Below are 16,009 nucleotides of genomic sequence, written 5' to 3' on the forward strand. Positions count from 1 at the left end.
CATCAATCACAGGAACTTAACAATTTTAAAGTCATTCTTGCGCTGGGGCATCCAGTGTCTCAAAGGAGAGCCCCTCACTCAAAGTATGTGAATGAGGGGAAGAGATCAAACTTAAGCCTTTCATTAATCAAATTTATGAAGGAGATCTACGTATCAATATTAATAGATATTTTCTATAGGCTGCTTATTCCACGCCAGCCCTAACTTTTCCAAAACTTTTTCAAATTTTGAATTATCAGTTTGCCATTGTGGATTTTTATCCTTATCAATAATCAGTGCACGCACACCTTCAATAAAGTCGCCCTGCTCTAACCAGATGTCTTGTAAGTCCCGCTCAAGCTGCATACATTTTTCCAGCGACAAATCCTGTCCGGCTTGCTGTAACTTCAAGCTGGTTTGCTTGGCCATGACCGGACGCTGCTGCAAGATAGCCAGCATTTTATCTGCCCAGTCCTGATCGGTTGCACTACTTGCATACGTCAGGCTCTGCTCAATCTCATCGAGGTTTGAATGACCAAAATGCTGGCTAATCAGATTTGCACGTTTTTGCAACTCGCTTTCTACCGGATGGGTAATATACGCACTGATGATTTTTTGGATTTCAATCTGATTTAATACAGGCGCAGCAATCAATGCCGCTTCCAGTTCAGCAAAATGTTCACTCGGCACATGATAGTCGACCAGATCCAGATATAGTGCATCACTGCTGCTGATCTGCTCACCTGTCAATGCCATATAAACGCCTACATCATCCAGTCGGGATAAAAAGTGGGTTGCACCAACATCCGGGAAAAATCCAATAGCCGTTTCTGGCATGGCAAAGCGTGATTTTTCACTGCTCACCTTGATATGACATGCCTGAGCCAGACCAAAGCCACCACCCAGAACATAGCCATCCATCATCACGATGACGGCCTTTGGAAAATTGCGCAGCGTGCTTAGCATGCTATATTCAGTGGCAAAAAAATCCTGATACTGGGTATTTCCAGCCTGATAACTGTCATACAAATAACGGATATCACCTCCAGCACAGAATGCTTTTTGACTATTAGAATTGATCAGGATGGCTTGCACCTCTGGAGCATGGCGCCACTGATCTAATTGCGACTGAATACCTTGAATCATCGGCAGGGTTAAAGCATTTAAATGGCTGGTTCGGTCCAGGCTGATGATGCCCAGCCCCCCTGCTACCCGAATCACTAAATTATTTTCATCACTCATTATTTTTGTTCCTATTATGAATTTCCTATTGATGGGTAAATCGGGCTGGACGTTTTTCCACAAAAGCCTGCATGCCTTCTTTTTGGTCAGAACCGGCAAAAATTGAATGGAATACCCGTCGTTCAAAGCGCAAGCCTTCGGCCAGGCTCAATTCAAAGGCCCGATTAATCGACTCTTTAATCATCATCACTGCAGGTAAGGATTTTTCGGCAATCTTTTCCGCGGCTTGCAGTGTCTGTTCCAGTAATTCTTCTTTGGCAAAGACACGTGCGACCAGACCACTTTGCTCCGCTTCTTGCGCTCCCATTTGTCGTGCAGTCAGGCACATTTCCATGGCTTTAGCTTTACCGATTGCCAGAGTTAAACGCTGGGTTCCACCAATGCCCGGCAATACGCCTAAGGTGACTTCAGGTAAACCAAACTTTGCATTATCGGCGCAGTAAATAAAGTCGCACATTAAGGCCAATTCACAACCACCGCCCAAGGCATAGCCACTCACCGCAGCAATTAAAGGTTTACGGCGCTGGGCAATTCGATCTGCCAGACTGAAAAAATCATCCAGATAAATTTGCGGAAAATTCAGATCTGCCATTTCTTTGATATCGGCACCGGCGGCAAAGGCTTTTTCCGAACCGGCAATCACAATGCAGCCAATCTGCGGGTCTTTTTCCAGCTGATCCAGTGCCTGATTGACCTCGACAATCAGCTGGTTATTCAAGGCATTTAACGCTTGCGGACGGTTTAAAGTAATCAGCCCGACACCGTTACGCTGTTCAAGTAAAATAGTTTGCAATTGCATGATAAAAATCCCTTTAAAATGAGTTATAAACTGCGTGCAATTACCAGACGTTGAATATCGCTAGTGCCTTCATAAATCTGACAAATACGTGCATCTCGATAAATACGTTCAATCGGGAAATCTTTCAGATAACCGTAACCGCCAAAAATCTGTAAAGCTTTGGAGCAGACACGTTCTGCCATTTCCGAAGCAAATAACTTGGCCATGGATGCTTCTGTTAAACAGCTTTCACCGGCTTCCTTTTTACCTGCGGCAAAATGTACCAGTTGACGTGCAGCTTCAATTTCGGTGGCCATGCTGGCCAACCGGAAAGAAATCGCCTGCTGCTCAAAAATCGGTTTGCCAAAAGCCACACGATCATGCGCATATTTGGTGGCTTCTTCTAAAGCAGCCCGTGCCAGCCCCACTGCTTGTGCAGCAATACCGATCCGCCCGCCTTCCAGATTGGCTAGGGCAATTTTCAGGCCTTCGCCTTCTGCACCAAGTCTTAAACTTTCATGAATGCGGACATCGGTTAAGGCAATCTGGCAGGTATCCGAAGCATGCAGGCCCAGTTTTTCTTCCACCCGGATCACTTCATAACCTGGCGTATCGCGCGGGACTAAAAAGGCACTCATGCCCTTTTTACCTGCACCTGGATCTGTCACGGCAAAGACAATAATCATCCCGGCATTATGTCCAGAGGTAATAAACTGTTTGGCACCATTGATAATGTAGTGATCACCATCTTTGACTGCCCGGGTTTTAATTGCGGCGGCATCCGAACCGGCATGCGGTTCGGTCAAGGCAAAGGCACCAATCATTTCCCCTTGGGCCAAAGGTTTTAAAAACTGCTGCTTTTGCTGTTCAGTTCCAAACTTGAGAATCGGCACACAACCCACCGAGTTGTGTACGCTCATGATGGCTGAAGTTGCCCCATCTGCGGCTGCCACTTCTTCAAGGGCCAGTACATAAGCCAGCGTGCCTGTACCCGAACCGCCCCATTCTTCTGGAATCAGCATGCCCAAAAAACCTAATTCGCCCATTTGAGACAAGGTCTGTTTAGGGAATATGTCTTTTTGGTCCCACTCGCCGGCAAAGGGTTTAATCTGTTCCTGGGCGAAGCTTTTGGCCATATCCTGAATCAGTTGTTGCTCTTCCGTAAATTGCATTGATTCTTCCTTCAATCTCTTTAATTCGATCTTTTATTCAATTTGCTTGCTTTGGTTGATTTATGCGGTCTTCACCTGCTGCTTGTTGATTTCCTGATTGCGCAGTAAAAAGCGCTGAATCTTACCGCTCGGGGTTTTTGGCAATTCAGTGACAAATTCAATCAGGCGTGGATAGGCATGTGCAGACAAACGCTTTTTCACAAACTGGCCCAGTTCTTCTTCCAGATGGGGCGAAGCTGCAAAATTATTTGCCAGAATCACAAAGGCTTTGATGACTTCGGTACGTTCAGGATCAGGTACGCCAATGACGGCGGCTTCGATTACCGCATCATGCTCCAGTAAGGCACTTTCTACATCAAATGGCCCCACGCGATAGCCTGAGGTTGTAATGACATCATCACTACGCCCGACAAAGCTCATACTGCCATCGGCATGAATTTCTGCGGTATCCCCTGTTAAATAGTAGTGTCCAATAAATGGCGATTTACAGCTTTCTTCATAACCCGAGAACCACATCATTGGAGATTGACTGATATCCACTGCGAGGACGCCCGGTTGATCAGCCGTTAATTCATAACCCTGTTCATCTACGACCGCAATTCGATAACCGGGACTGGCAAAACCTGCCGAACCTGAACGGACCGGATGTTCCAGAGCATGATGATTGCACACCACCATCCCAACTTCAGTCTGGCCATAATGGTCATAAATCGGTACATCCAGCAACTCCTTAAACCAACGGATCACTTCCGGATTCAAGGGTTCGCCTGCACTGCTGACGACGCGTAATTTGCCGCGCAACTGTGCCATCTGTGCAGGATCAGCCGCCATCATCATGCGGTAAGCTGTTGGCGCACCGGCCAGATTGGTAATACCATATTCCTTGACAATTTCGCAGACACTTTCTGCATTAAAACCGCCTTCATAAAAAAAGGTAGAATGGCCGAGCAATAACGGTCCAGTAATAGCGTAGTACAAGCCATAAGCCCAGCCCGGATCGGCAATATTCCAGAAAGCATCATCCTCAGTTAGACCGATGGCATTGTGCATGTAGCCGGCAAAAGCAATCAGCGCTTTAAGTGGAACTTTTAAGGGCTTTGCCGGTCCGGTGGTTCCAGAGGTAAACATCAATAAAAATGGCTCATCGATACTGAGCATTTCCAGTTCACAGTTTTCAGCTTGCCGGTTCAACACCGTCCAGAAACTCATATCTTGCGGATAGGCTTCGGCCTGCGTTTCGGCATGTACCGTCACAATCGGAGGGCAGTTGCTAATCTCGGTTAATTTCTCCCGATTCGCCAGATCGGTCACCACCAGCTTGCTTTGCGCCAGCTGAATGCGATGCTCAATGGCTTTAGGACCAAAGGCGGTAAATAAAGGTTGATACACTGCACCCATGCGCCAGGTCGCTAAAATGGTAATGATCAGCTCTGGGGTACGTGGCAATAAACCGGAAACGCGGTCACCTTTGCCAATACCTTGAGACTTAAGGAAATTGGCAAACTGACTGGAATATTTCTTCAGTTCGCGAAAGCTATATTGTTCTTTGCGGCCATCTTTGCCGTACCAGTACAAGGCAACTGCATCGGAGTCGGCATGACGATCGCAACATTCATAACAGGCATTTAACGCCTGCATTGAACCGGACAGATACTGCTTTGTAACCGTATTTAAATCAAAATTTTGAACCGTTTTTTGATAATCTAACATTTTACAAACCTCAGCCTGAATTTATCGTTATTAGTGACAGAGTATTGTTAATGAAGCGAATCCTTGCTTCATCTGGATATTTCAAGTTTTAAGCAGGTGGCGTGGTGTATTGATGTATGATACTGGAAAAATCCAGATGGGCATCGCCTTCCTGACACAGTTGCTGATAGAGTTTTTGTACCATGCTGCCAAGTACAATCGGCTGGTCAACCTGTTTTGCTGCATCGACGGCCAGACCCAAATCTTTAAGCATCAGCTGTGCTGCAAAACCGTCTGTATAACCTCGTGATGACGGCGCATTGGCACAGATATCCGGCCAGGGATTATAAATTTCAGAACTCCAGCAACGCCCGGTTGAACTATTAATTACGCCAGCCAGAGCCTGAGGATCAATTCCCAGTTTGGCTCCAAGTGCCATCCCTTCTGCAACGGCAGTCATGGAAATACCCAGAATTAGGTTATTACAGATTTTTGCCACCTGTCCTGTTCCAACAGCGCCACAATGCACCAGATTTTTTCCCATACAGCTGAGAACCGGTTTAACGGCTTCAAAAGTGGCATCGTCTGCACCAACCATAAAGGTTAAGGTGCCATCTTTGGCGCCCAAAGTCCCCCCGGATACAGGTGCATCACAGATGCGAATCTGTCTGGCCTGACCTGCTGCGGCAATCTCCTGAATGGTTTGCGGGTCAATGGTACTGCTATCAATACACAAACTGCCCGCTTGAAGTACGTTCAGAATACCGTGTTCACCGAGATAAACCTCACGTACATGCTTGGCTGCAGGCAACATGCTGACCACGATATCTGCCTGCTTCGCGGCTGCTTGTGGACTGTCGCAGACCACACCGCCCGCTTGTGCAAAATGCTGTAAAGCCACTTCACTCAAGTCATAACCAAATACCTGATGGCCTGCCTTGAGCAGGTTCTGTGCCATGGAGCCGCCCATGTTGCCTAAACCAATAAATGCAATCTTCATGCTCATGCTCCTTAACGCAGACTGATCGTGGTATTGACACCTGTGGTTTCCTGATCATCTTCAAACCAGCGGCTGGTAATGGTTTTGGTCTGGGTATAAAACTGCACTGCCTGCTTGCCATAAGGACCTAAATCACCAAGTTTTGAACCACGCGAACCGGTAAAGCTGAAAAAAGGTACAGGGACAGGAATTGGAATGTTGATGCCGACCTGACCAATATCAATCTGATTCTGGAATGTACGTGCAGTATTGCCATTTTGAGTAAAGAGCCCAACGCCATTACCAAATGGATTGGCATTAATCAACTCAATTGCTTGCTCTAAAGTGTCGACATGCATGATCGCCAGTACAGGACCAAACACTTCTTCTTTATAGATTCGCATATCGGTCGTGACCTGATTAAAAATCGTGGGTCCGACAAAATTACCCTGCTCATAGCCTGGAACCTGTACATCACGGCCATCCAGTAGCAGTTCAGCGCCTTGTTCAACGCCACTGTTAATTAAATCTATGACACGGGCTTTGGCACGGGTTGAAATCACTGGTCCAACATCGGTATTCGGCTCATGCCCGGCATTCACCTTTAAGGTTTTGGTTTTATTAACCAGTTCATCGACCCAATGCTTGGTTTCACCGACCATTACAGTCACTGAAAGTGCCATACAACGCTGACCGGCTGCACCAAAGGCTGCACCGACCAAAGCATTTAAAGTCTGTTCTTTATTGGCATCCGGCATGACTACAACGTGGTTTTTGGCTCCCATCATCGACTGTACACGTTTACCGTGTTGTCCCGCCAGGTTATACACATGCGTACCCACAGCGGTCGAACCGACAAAGGAAATGGCTTTGATATCGCGATGGGTACACAGCAGATCAACCACTTCTTTACCGCCATGCACTACATTTAGCACACCAGCAGGTACGCCTGCCTGAATCGCCAGTTCGACCAGCATCATGGTCGATAGCGGATCTTGTTCTGAGGGTTTTAAGACAAATGTATTGCCGCAGGCAATCGCCATCGGGAACATCCACAGTGGAATCATCGCCGGGAAGTTAAACGGTGTAATCCCTGCACAGACACCTAGGGGTTGCTGCAAGGTATAGGTATCAACACCGCGTGCCACCCCTTCAATATATTCACCCATTTGTAGTGAACCGATAGAACAGGCATGCTCCACCACTTCTAGACCACGCTGGATATCACCTTCGGCATCTGCCAGTGTTTTACCCTGTTCCGCCGTTAATACTTGCGCAATACCTTTTAAGTTAGTACGAATCAGATCCTGCAGTTTCAGCATGATCCGCATACGTGCCTGAATCGGGGTATGGCGCCAGCTGGCAAAGGCATTCTGTGCGGCAGCAATGGCGGCATTGACTTCTTCTGCGGTAGCAAAAGGTACCTGACCCAACACTTCCTGAGTTGCAGGATTCACAATATCTTGCCAATGGCTGGTTTTTGATTCGACAAATTCACCATTAATAAGGAGTTTGGCGGTGGTAAATCCGGTACTTTGCAGTGGATGATGAATAGCGTTCATGGTCGCTCCGTGCTAGTTTGTTATTGTCGTTGTATCTGCCTTTACTGGCTGTTTTAAACGTATTATTTTTTACGCTGTTTAAGCAGACTAACAAAGAACACTTTGACCACCAATAGAAATTGATGCACGATGGATGTGCAAATATGCACAGCAATTTAACAGGATGTTAAATAAAAAAATGAAAGTAGATTGGGATCATTTACGCTTTTTTTTGGTTTTGGCACGTGCTAAAACGCTCACCAATGCAGCACGCTTGATTGGGGTTGAACACAGTACCGTGGCACGGCGTATTCAGGCTCTAGAAAATACCTTGGGTATTCAACTATTTAAGCGTGAGGCCACCGGCTATGAACTGACCTCAGAAGGTCTGGCACTGGTGCCGCGTGTGGAACAGATGGAGCAGTCCTTTATCCAGATTGACAAGCGCCACGATCCATTGCAAGGCCGAGTGCGTATTGGGGCGCCAGAAGGTTTCGGTACGGTATTTTTAGCGCGGTTACTGGCCGAGTTTTCACAGCACTACCCTTTGCTGACCATTGACCTGATTCCGGTGCCGAAAGCGATCAAACTTTCACATCGTGAAGCTGATATTGTCATCGCGATTGACCGGCCCAAATCTGGTCCCTATATCATTACCCGGCTCTCCAATTACTGTCTAAAGCTGTATGGCAGCCAGCATTATTTACAGAAAAATCCGAAAATTAAAAAACTGGAAGACCTCAAGCAGCACCGTTTTGTCGATTATATTGATGATCTGGTCTATAGCTCCGCACTATATTCATTAGAACGCTTGCCGCTGCAATTGACTGCATGTTTTCGCAGTAACAGTATTCTGGCCCAGCAAATTGCCGTCAGTGCGGGTGCCGGACTAGCGATTTTACCGAAATTTCTGGTTCATGATAAAAGCGAACTGGAAGAGGTTCTGGGCGATCAGGTCAGTTTTACCCACACTTTCTGGATGCTGACGCTGGTCGATCTGCAACACGAACCGAAAATTAAACTGGTCTGGGATTTCCTGCGTAAACAGGCTGATGTTCAGCAAAATTTGTTAATGGGAAAATAAAATATGCTTATTTCTTAGGCTATTTTCATTGCTGTTGATTGTCTAAAGTTCGTCATCACATTGAGTAAAATCACCTTCTCAATAATCGTGTTGATCATTGTAGAGATAATACAATACGACTTAGAACCGATCAGATTTAATCAATTAAAAAATCATATTTTTCATTTTATGAATTCATTTTTATAAATTGACACATACATAATTTTATAAAAATCACCATTTTTTCAACAAAAACCTGCCCCTTTATTCCCAAGTTTTTGATCAAACAGTCAGAAGATATAAATAACTTTTATCATAGAGACAGGCATAAAAATAATAAGACACCTCTATGAAAACAAAAACGTCAGAGAAAGAAGATCACTTGATGAAATTAGTGCAAGGCCTCAATCTTTGTATGAGTGAAGTGACCCAGGCAATGCCTTCTTTATTGTCAACTCAGCAAGCTAGCCGGTCATTTACAGTTGCCCGAAAAAAACTGCTGGCTCAGGCTGAAAAACTGGATGGTGAGGAGATCCATTTTCAGCTCTCCCAGGTATTCATTGCGACATTGACTCAGTCCAAAATTAATATCGATCAGATCTTCCCTAACCGGTTGCTGAGGTTGTTAAACCGGCATCTCAGCAGAACCCTTATTTATGATCTGAACTGTGATATCTACCACAAACCTCGTACCACTCTGTCAATGGAGCTGCTGGCAAAGATTCTGGGGTGTACACGCAATCAACTCAACTATCGTCAACAGCAAATCGATAGTGAGTATCGACTTAAGCTTTCTAGACTTAAAGCCAAATGTGAAGCGCTAAAACATCCGCAGATTGATCCTTCGATGTTCTGGAGGACAGAGTATGCCTGAGTCTGTTCAAACTATCCTAACCAGACTGTTAGCACTCGAAGATGCCCCACAGGTTTTTCATGATTTTGGTTGTCATATGTTGGGTCAGATACCGTCTCTTGAGGGGCTGCAGTCCTTATTGCCTGACACAAATGCTCCTTTCGCCTTAGAGAATGCAGAGATTCATTTCCCTGATCAAAAGCCGCATTTGACCAGACAACCGATCAGCAGCTATCTGTACTACCTAAAACAGTTCAGTCCGGAAACTCAAGCCTACCAATGGGGCATAAATACGCTGGTTGCATGCTGCATTTTAATCAGCATCAATCCTTCTGCCGCCACTGAACATCAAGCCACCATCACCACATTAGTCAACCGCTTCCGTCTGGCCTCTCAGGCACTGCATAAGGCAGAGCAAAACGGAAAACTGTTTAAATATGACAAACTCTATTTATGGTTATGGGAGCAACTTCCGCAAATACCCACCTCACTTGAGGCTTTTGTTCAGCAGCTTTGTGAACTGGAACAGTCCAGTGCCCTGGATACATTCCAGTTTAATCTCATTCAGGAGATCAGACGGGCCTATAGCTATGTCCTCAATCTGGCCCCGAAAAAATCAGGACATCACCATTCAAACCAGCGACGCCTTGAACAATATGCCCTGGATGAATCAGACAGCCTGCTGGTGATTCAGGAATTGCCTACCTCGGAACAAATCCGCTCCCTGCAGTATGAACAGTTAACCGATCATCAGCAGGTACAAACCTATCAGATCGATACTGCTGAGGTTTCGCCGCTGTGCAAAAACTCCAGACCGGTCCAGCAACAATCAGTCCGGTTGATGCAGCAGCATATTGTCCGGCTACAACACCGTTTTAGTAGCAGCAATCACTATCCTGACCTTGAGTCGATCCAGCTGCTGATTGCCCATTGCTGGAATCAATACAGTACAGCGCAATACAAAAACAAAGCCTATCTGATTATCCTGCTCAGCCTACTTAGCGGTAATTCCACCGAGGAATGGCTCAAGCTACAGAAATCCACCACCTCACGCCTGAATCAGCGGCAGCGTTTGATGAGCAGTGATAGTGGTTATGTACTGCGCTCCAGATTCACCCTGTTTGACCCCATGCACTTCCAGCATAAGGAAGCCTTACAGAATCAGATCACTTACTTTGATCTGCCTTTACCGGATGAACTCCCCCTTGGACTCAGAGCACGGCCTCTGCTCGAACAGTCTCATATCAGACAGGCTTTGCAGCAATGCCGGGAATCTCTGTATATTCCCTCACTCACCAGCAAGAAGTTAAGCACCTTGCTGCATGCCTGCATTTACCAGATGACAGGCAATGCCCAGCTGGCCGATATCCTGACGGGGATTGATGCCAACCGCTCCTGCTCCATCTCCTACTGTTCTTATCCGGTCTATCGCTTGCAGACGCAGTATCTGGAAACGGTGAGACAATTGTCTGCTGATCTGGCCCGGCTGTTCCAGATCAGGGAAGACTCGCAGAATTTTGGCAGCCTCAAAGCCCCAACCGCTATAACCGTCACCAGTATCTTTGCCTATCTCTATGCCCAATGCATCAAGGCGATGCATGAGTTTGATGTTATTGCAGCCTATAACCATTACAACATCTGGCTCTGGCATATCCTGCTACTGTTCACCGGGGCACGGCCGGTGAAAGATTTTCCAGGTTTCCTGAAAGACTTCAATCTGGATCAGGGCTGGTTCTGGGTATCCGACAAGGAAATTCACGGTCGAAACGAGGATGGGCGCATTCTGCCCTTATGCAGTTTTCTACGCAATGAACTGAAATGTTATCTGGCCTATCTACAGAGAAATGCCAGCAGTCTGGAAGCACTAGTCGGAAACGCTATCCGGCACATCAATGAGATCCTGGATAGCACAAAACCTTTGCTTGCGGTGTATGTAGATCATCAGTGGCAATCTCTCAGCCCCGCGATTGTCGCTGAATTTACCGAAGCTATGCAGCTTGAACAGGCCAACTGGCTCAGGCACACCACCCGTGCCTTTCTCACCGGCAAGGCTGAAGAACCTTTAATTCTTGCGCTGTTTGGCCATGAAAAGAATCAGCAGGAAATGGGTAATGCTTACTCAAGCCTGGCTTTAAACACCTACCGTACCTTGGCGAATACCTTGGAGGAGATGAAAGATTTCTTTCAGATTGACGGGATGGGTGGTGAAAGCAAAGATTTCTAGGTTCACCAAATCGCCATAGTACAGAACGAGTCAAATCCAATCTATATGAGTTACAACTCATCAAAAATTAGAAATTTTGAGCCGATTTCAAAATTTTTAATTAAATCAGTCGGGGTTTCCTTTGTACAACAATGTTCGTCCTTTTCCCACTATGAAAATATTTTCTATGTACTTAAGAAAAGTCTTTTGATGCAATCATGATTTCGTTTTTTGTTCGCCCCAGACCAAATACCGGTGGCACTGCCAAGCAAGAATGTCATCCTCCGTTAAGGTACTCTGTGAGGGTACCTTAAGCGTTATGTATCGGCGAGCGATCATCAGTACCGGAAATTTCCCCACAGCGCCGTGATTTGTTGATCAGCGCGGGTTTCCACGCGGCTTTTGGTGTCAAAAATCATGGTCTTTTTATCTTTGTCTGAATATTGGGGCCACCCCGGGTTGCCATATTTAGCAAATGCGACCCAGGCATTATTCATACGGTCAGACAAGGACTGCGGTGGATTAGTACCGATAAAAGTCTCCGCTTCTTTTGTGTGAATCGTTCCGAACGTAAACGGTACGTCTACAAAATGAGCGGCGCCCAGACGACCATTGTAGGCCAGCGACCGCCAGGAAAAGTTATAAAACCACGTATTTTGATTGCGGCTCATCATTCGGGCTATATTCAGTGCAGGCATCCTGAACGTGTAGTCCGACATGATCTGGGCGTAAATGTCACCCGGGTTCTCCGCGCTGATACTGTTTTTTGTATAGGCCTGAAGTGCATCTGCAGGGAGTCCCAGGACATTAATAACCGTGTTCACATCCTTATCCGTGATTTTTTGTAATCTGCCACCGGGCATCAAAAATAACCTGTACTCACTGTCGGTGCTGCCCACAATAACAGGGACACGGTTGCCGTCATTCTTCGCCAGATCTTCCATTGGGCTTCTGTCGATGATTTTAGCGTCCGCAACTGGCAAAAATGCCGTGCCTCCAAGAGAAATCCTTCCCCATTGGGCAGCATCTTTGATCTGCTCCCCAACTTTCAGGACATTCTGATCCAATTCATCAAAAGGTACTTTAGCCACGGCTTCGGGATCGGCAGGAATCCCCAGATTGTCAGTAAATTGCCGAGTTATTCGGGTTGCATCGGCCGGGCTAAGCCACTTCATCGAAGGGCTCTGAAGAATCACCTGCTGGTAAAGCCCTTTGGTCTCTGGATTGCCTAAAATGATGGCAACACTGCCTGCACCTGCGGATTGCCCAAAGAGCGTCACTCTGTCGGGATTGCCTCCGAAGTTTGCGATATTACGCTGAATCCATCTAAGTGCTGCGATCTGGTCCGCGATACCACGGTTGTCAGGACGTTCAGCAAAATGCATAAACCCATCCACGCCCACCCTGTAGTTTACCGTGACGACCATGACCCCTTTTTTAGCAAACACGCTTCCGTCATAAAAGGACTCCGTGGCATCTTCCCTGATCCAGGCCCCTCCGGGGATCCAGACCATGACGGGCAATTTTTCTTCACCATTGCCAGGCCGCCATATATTGAGGGTTAAGTCGCCAGCGTGATCAACTAGCCGTTGCGCAGCGCTACTGCCCGGCCGTTGCGCAGGACTCCATCCCGGCTGTGGCACAGGCCAGTCGGACACGGTCGCTTTTGTCTCTTGCCAGGGCTGCATGGGCTGGGGGGTCTGAAACCGTCGTTCAGGGGTAAAGGGGTTCGCCGCATAGGGGATTCCTTTATAAACGCTGATGCCCTCATTGGTGGGGTAACCCTGTACCTTACCCGCCTCGGTGTCGACAACGGGAGCCGGTGCACTGCACAGTAAAAATTCCATTCGTATTCCTCCTGGAGTCTGCCCTGCATAATTTAGGTTCAGTATGCTACTGAAATACAATAAGGCTAAAAACTAAAGAGATTTTTTTTGTTAAAAATAATGAGCCTTCAAGAAATTAGCTAACACTAACAATTTAAAATGATTCTTTTTTATCTTTAAAAAGACAATATTTTCAACAAAAACCCATCCCTTTATTTCCGAGTTTTTGATCATCCGCGGCATGAGGTTATTTCAGCTCTAGCATAGAAACAGGTCATAAAAATAATAAAAAGTCTCGATTTAAGTAATTTGGTGGCACAATCTGAGAACGACCACAGCCATAACTTTTATGATTTTTATATTCTCGAATAATGGCAATGCTATTGTTCTTCAGCACACGATTAGGTCCCCAGCTTTCACCTCATTCTTTTAGATCCAGCGTGATGCGGCGATAACCGTAGATACCATAACTGGCATCATAAGAAGAACGGATGAGCTGTAATAACCGCTTATCTTCAATAGTCCTGCCTGATTCGGGTTCATGCAACCAGGCATAGTAGCCAGCACGAGCAATCTTAAGAACCCGACACATCGTTTTAATCTTAAATTGATGGCTGTATTCCAGGATAAACTGATACTTTACTCGGGCAGGCTGGCAAAGCGGCGTAAAAGCAGTGCTTTCACTTTAAGATGTCCCGTTCCTCTTCAGTTTGTTTGAGCTGACTTTTAAGGCGTAGGATTTCTTTTTTTGCCTCGAGCAGTTCATGTTCATCAGAGTTGTTATGTAAAGGCTGTACTGCCTTTAGCCATTTATAAATGCTGTGTTGTGATACGCCTAAGCATTCTGCGACATCAGTGACAGAATAGCCACGTTCGGTAATCAATTTAACAGCTTCATCTTTAAATTCCGGGGTGTATCGTTGTCCACTCATAAGGTTCTCTCCTATGCAAAAAGAATAGACTAAATTTGTCTAGGAGAGTGGTGACAGTCCAAACACCTAACCTCGGTGTCCACGAAACTGAGCTTCTCAAGGGAATGCACCATGATACCCGTTGGATAACCCTGACGAGCCATTGCATAATTAAATGCTTCACACACCAATTGACGGTCTATTCGATGACTGGTTTGCCAACCCACAATACGACGACTAAATAGATCCAGCATCACACATAAATACAACCAACCTTGCTTGGTACGGATATCTTGCGAAGCAATGCTTCTCATATCCGTTGTCCAAACCTTGTTCGGCTGAGTGACTGTAAATTGGCGATCCAACACATTGGGTGCTGGAGGCAAACGATGGTTTGAATCAGTCGTATGCTTGTATTTACGTGCAATTTTGCTACGTAAACCAAGCTTTTTAAGCATTCTTCTAACGGTTCGTTCGCTCATGCTGCAACCTAAATCATGCATGTCATGTACCAATGAAAGTGCACCCAATCGTGCATGATGCTGCCAATATACAGCTTTTAAGTCATTATATTTCTGCATTGTATTAGTCTGGCGTTTTCGCCAGGCATAATAACCCGAAGTACTGACACCCAGGCATTTACAGGCAGAAGATACAGTGATTTCACTCACATCCAAATCTTGAATTACCGTGTACTTTTCTTGGCATGATCTGTCAGAAAGTACACATGCGCTTTTTTAAGATGTCATTAGATTCCCTAAGCTGTTTGACTTCTTTCTCTAATTCCAATATCCGCTGTTGTTCTGGTGAAATTTGACGTTTGCTTGAACCCACTGGATTGGCTTCACGAATCCATTTATCTAAGGTTGAATAACCCACACCTAGTTTTTGGGCGATTGTAGCTACAGACTCGTGTGAGTTTGAAAGTGCATAATCAATTTTGTTGTTTAAATTCAGGACTTGAGTAGCACTGCTGCGCAAGATAGCCACCTACTTCACTCCAAAGTTAACATTACGCTATCTTTAGAGGGAAGTGCTGTCCATTATTTTGGCTAGGATCACAAGACCATAGATTTGCAGCATGTGAAAGAAAGATAAGGCTCTGGTTAATATAAGTGCTGCGATGAGTTTAATGACGAGAAAAGAGTTAATAGCATTACTGTACAAGCAGTTACCTTCTTTATACATGAACAAATAGGGAGTGAGAAAGATTAAGGTAGAATAAAATTCTACAGATGGAATTCTTATGCAGATAATTAATAAAAAAAACTTAAATTTAGAGATAAGTTTTCATGATAACGGTGTTTTTCTTTTAATTTAAATTATAAATAGTGGAATATGTTATTATTTTTTTGGTGTAATTGGTTTAATTTTCGGTTTTACCACAGTTCTTTTTACCAACCTTGTATATGGAGCAAAAGAAGATAAAGCAAACATAATATATATGTGGTTTCTATTATCTTTAGTAATACTGGGTGGAATTATTGGTTTTCTATTAAAAATATCGCTTGAATTTTATTTTTATATTAGCTTTCTTATATTATATTATGTACGGGAAAGACCCTTATATAGATAGAACCTTTCCTTTTGTACTTATTTTTTCAAGTGTAGGAACAGTGTTTCAAAATGCAAAGGTAATGCTCCCTGCAAATAATTGAGTTTAAAAGTAGAAAATCGAATAATCTTTATCCAAGGAGATTTTCTATGAAAATATCTAAATATTCAGACAGCTTAATTATGAGTATTTTGAAACAAGCTGAAGCAGGAACACCT

The 16,009-nt window shown here is 45.2% G+C and carries 12 protein-coding genes and 1 pseudogene; 3 read left to right on the forward strand and 10 right to left on the reverse strand.

The window, feature by feature from the left end; genetic code table 11:
- Positions 1 to 159 precede the first annotated feature (159 nt).
- The 6 genes from ACKI4H_RS03110 to ACKI4H_RS03135 all read right to left on the reverse strand — a co-directional run bounded on the left by ACKI4H_RS03110 (position 160) and on the right by ACKI4H_RS03135 (position 7,401).
- On the reverse strand, positions 160 to 1,221 hold the full coding sequence (locus tag ACKI4H_RS03110) for an enoyl-CoA hydratase/isomerase family protein (RefSeq protein WP_407303843.1): 1,062 nt from the start codon (positions 1,219 to 1,221) through the stop codon (positions 160 to 162).
- Between the two features lie 25 nt (positions 1,222 to 1,246).
- Positions 1,247 to 2,020, reverse strand: a complete 774-nt coding sequence (locus ACKI4H_RS03115; RefSeq protein WP_407303844.1) for an enoyl-CoA hydratase — start codon at positions 2,018 to 2,020, stop codon at positions 1,247 to 1,249.
- Between the two features lie 23 nt (positions 2,021 to 2,043).
- Entirely contained in the window at positions 2,044 to 3,171 is a 1,128-nt protein-coding gene (locus tag ACKI4H_RS03120; protein ID WP_407303846.1) for an acyl-CoA dehydrogenase family protein, read from the reverse strand.
- Between the two features lie 60 nt (positions 3,172 to 3,231).
- A complete protein-coding gene (locus ACKI4H_RS03125) occupies positions 3,232 to 4,881 on the reverse strand; it encodes an AMP-binding protein (protein ID WP_407303847.1) in 1,650 nt (549 codons plus the stop codon).
- 88 nt (positions 4,882 to 4,969) lie between these two features.
- Positions 4,970 to 5,860 (reverse strand): 3-hydroxyisobutyrate dehydrogenase, encoded by an 891-nt coding sequence (mmsB, locus tag ACKI4H_RS03130; RefSeq protein ID WP_407303849.1) that lies wholly within the window; start codon positions 5,858 to 5,860, stop codon positions 4,970 to 4,972.
- 11 nt (positions 5,861 to 5,871) lie between these two features.
- Positions 5,872 to 7,401, reverse strand: a complete 1,530-nt coding sequence (locus ACKI4H_RS03135; protein WP_407303851.1) for a CoA-acylating methylmalonate-semialdehyde dehydrogenase — start codon at positions 7,399 to 7,401, stop codon at positions 5,872 to 5,874.
- Positions 7,402 to 7,579: 178 nt separating this feature from the next.
- Here ACKI4H_RS03135 and ACKI4H_RS03140 point away from each other — a divergent pair, with 178 nt between their 5' ends.
- The 3 genes from ACKI4H_RS03140 to ACKI4H_RS03150 all read left to right on the forward strand — a co-directional run bounded on the left by ACKI4H_RS03140 (position 7,580) and on the right by ACKI4H_RS03150 (position 11,520).
- The gene (locus tag ACKI4H_RS03140; RefSeq protein WP_407303853.1) at positions 7,580 to 8,464 is read left to right on the forward strand and encodes a LysR family transcriptional regulator; all 885 of its coding nucleotides are present in this window, start codon (positions 7,580 to 7,582) and stop codon (positions 8,462 to 8,464) included.
- A 328-nt stretch (positions 8,465 to 8,792) separates the two neighbouring features.
- A complete protein-coding gene (locus tag ACKI4H_RS03145; protein WP_407303854.1) occupies positions 8,793 to 9,317 on the forward strand; it encodes a hypothetical protein in 525 nt (174 codons plus the stop codon).
- On the forward strand, positions 9,310 to 11,520 hold the full coding sequence (locus tag ACKI4H_RS03150) for a hypothetical protein (RefSeq protein ID WP_407303855.1): 2,211 nt from the start codon (positions 9,310 to 9,312) through the stop codon (positions 11,518 to 11,520). Before ACKI4H_RS03145 ends, ACKI4H_RS03150 begins: the two co-directional genes overlap by 8 nt.
- Before the next feature lie 317 nt (positions 11,521 to 11,837).
- On the opposite strand, the gene ACKI4H_RS03155 is transcribed toward ACKI4H_RS03150, so the two are convergent.
- From ACKI4H_RS03155 to ACKI4H_RS03170, 4 genes and pseudogenes are all read right to left on the reverse strand, one after another.
- Positions 11,838 to 13,346: a carboxylesterase/lipase family protein gene (locus tag ACKI4H_RS03155; protein WP_407303856.1), complete on the reverse strand. Its 1,509-nt coding sequence runs from the start codon at positions 13,344 to 13,346 to the stop codon at positions 11,838 to 11,840.
- A 400-nt stretch (positions 13,347 to 13,746) separates the two neighbouring features.
- On the reverse strand, positions 13,747 to 13,917 hold the full coding sequence (locus ACKI4H_RS03160) for an IS3 family transposase (protein ID WP_407303858.1): 171 nt from the start codon (positions 13,915 to 13,917) through the stop codon (positions 13,747 to 13,749).
- 88 nt (positions 13,918 to 14,005) lie between these two features.
- Positions 14,006 to 14,257 carry a transposase gene (locus ACKI4H_RS03165; protein ID WP_407303859.1) on the reverse strand — a complete coding sequence of 84 codons (252 nt, stop codon included), beginning with the start codon at positions 14,255 to 14,257 and terminating at the stop codon, positions 14,006 to 14,008.
- A gap of 59 nt (positions 14,258 to 14,316) precedes the next feature.
- Positions 14,317 to 15,197: pseudogene (locus ACKI4H_RS03170) on the reverse strand (IS3 family transposase); the annotation flags it as partial.
- Positions 15,198 to 16,009: the final 812 nt, after the last annotated feature.

Source organism: Acinetobacter sp., from assembly GCF_045628685.1.
GTDB lineage: Bacteria > Pseudomonadota > Gammaproteobacteria > Pseudomonadales > Moraxellaceae > Acinetobacter.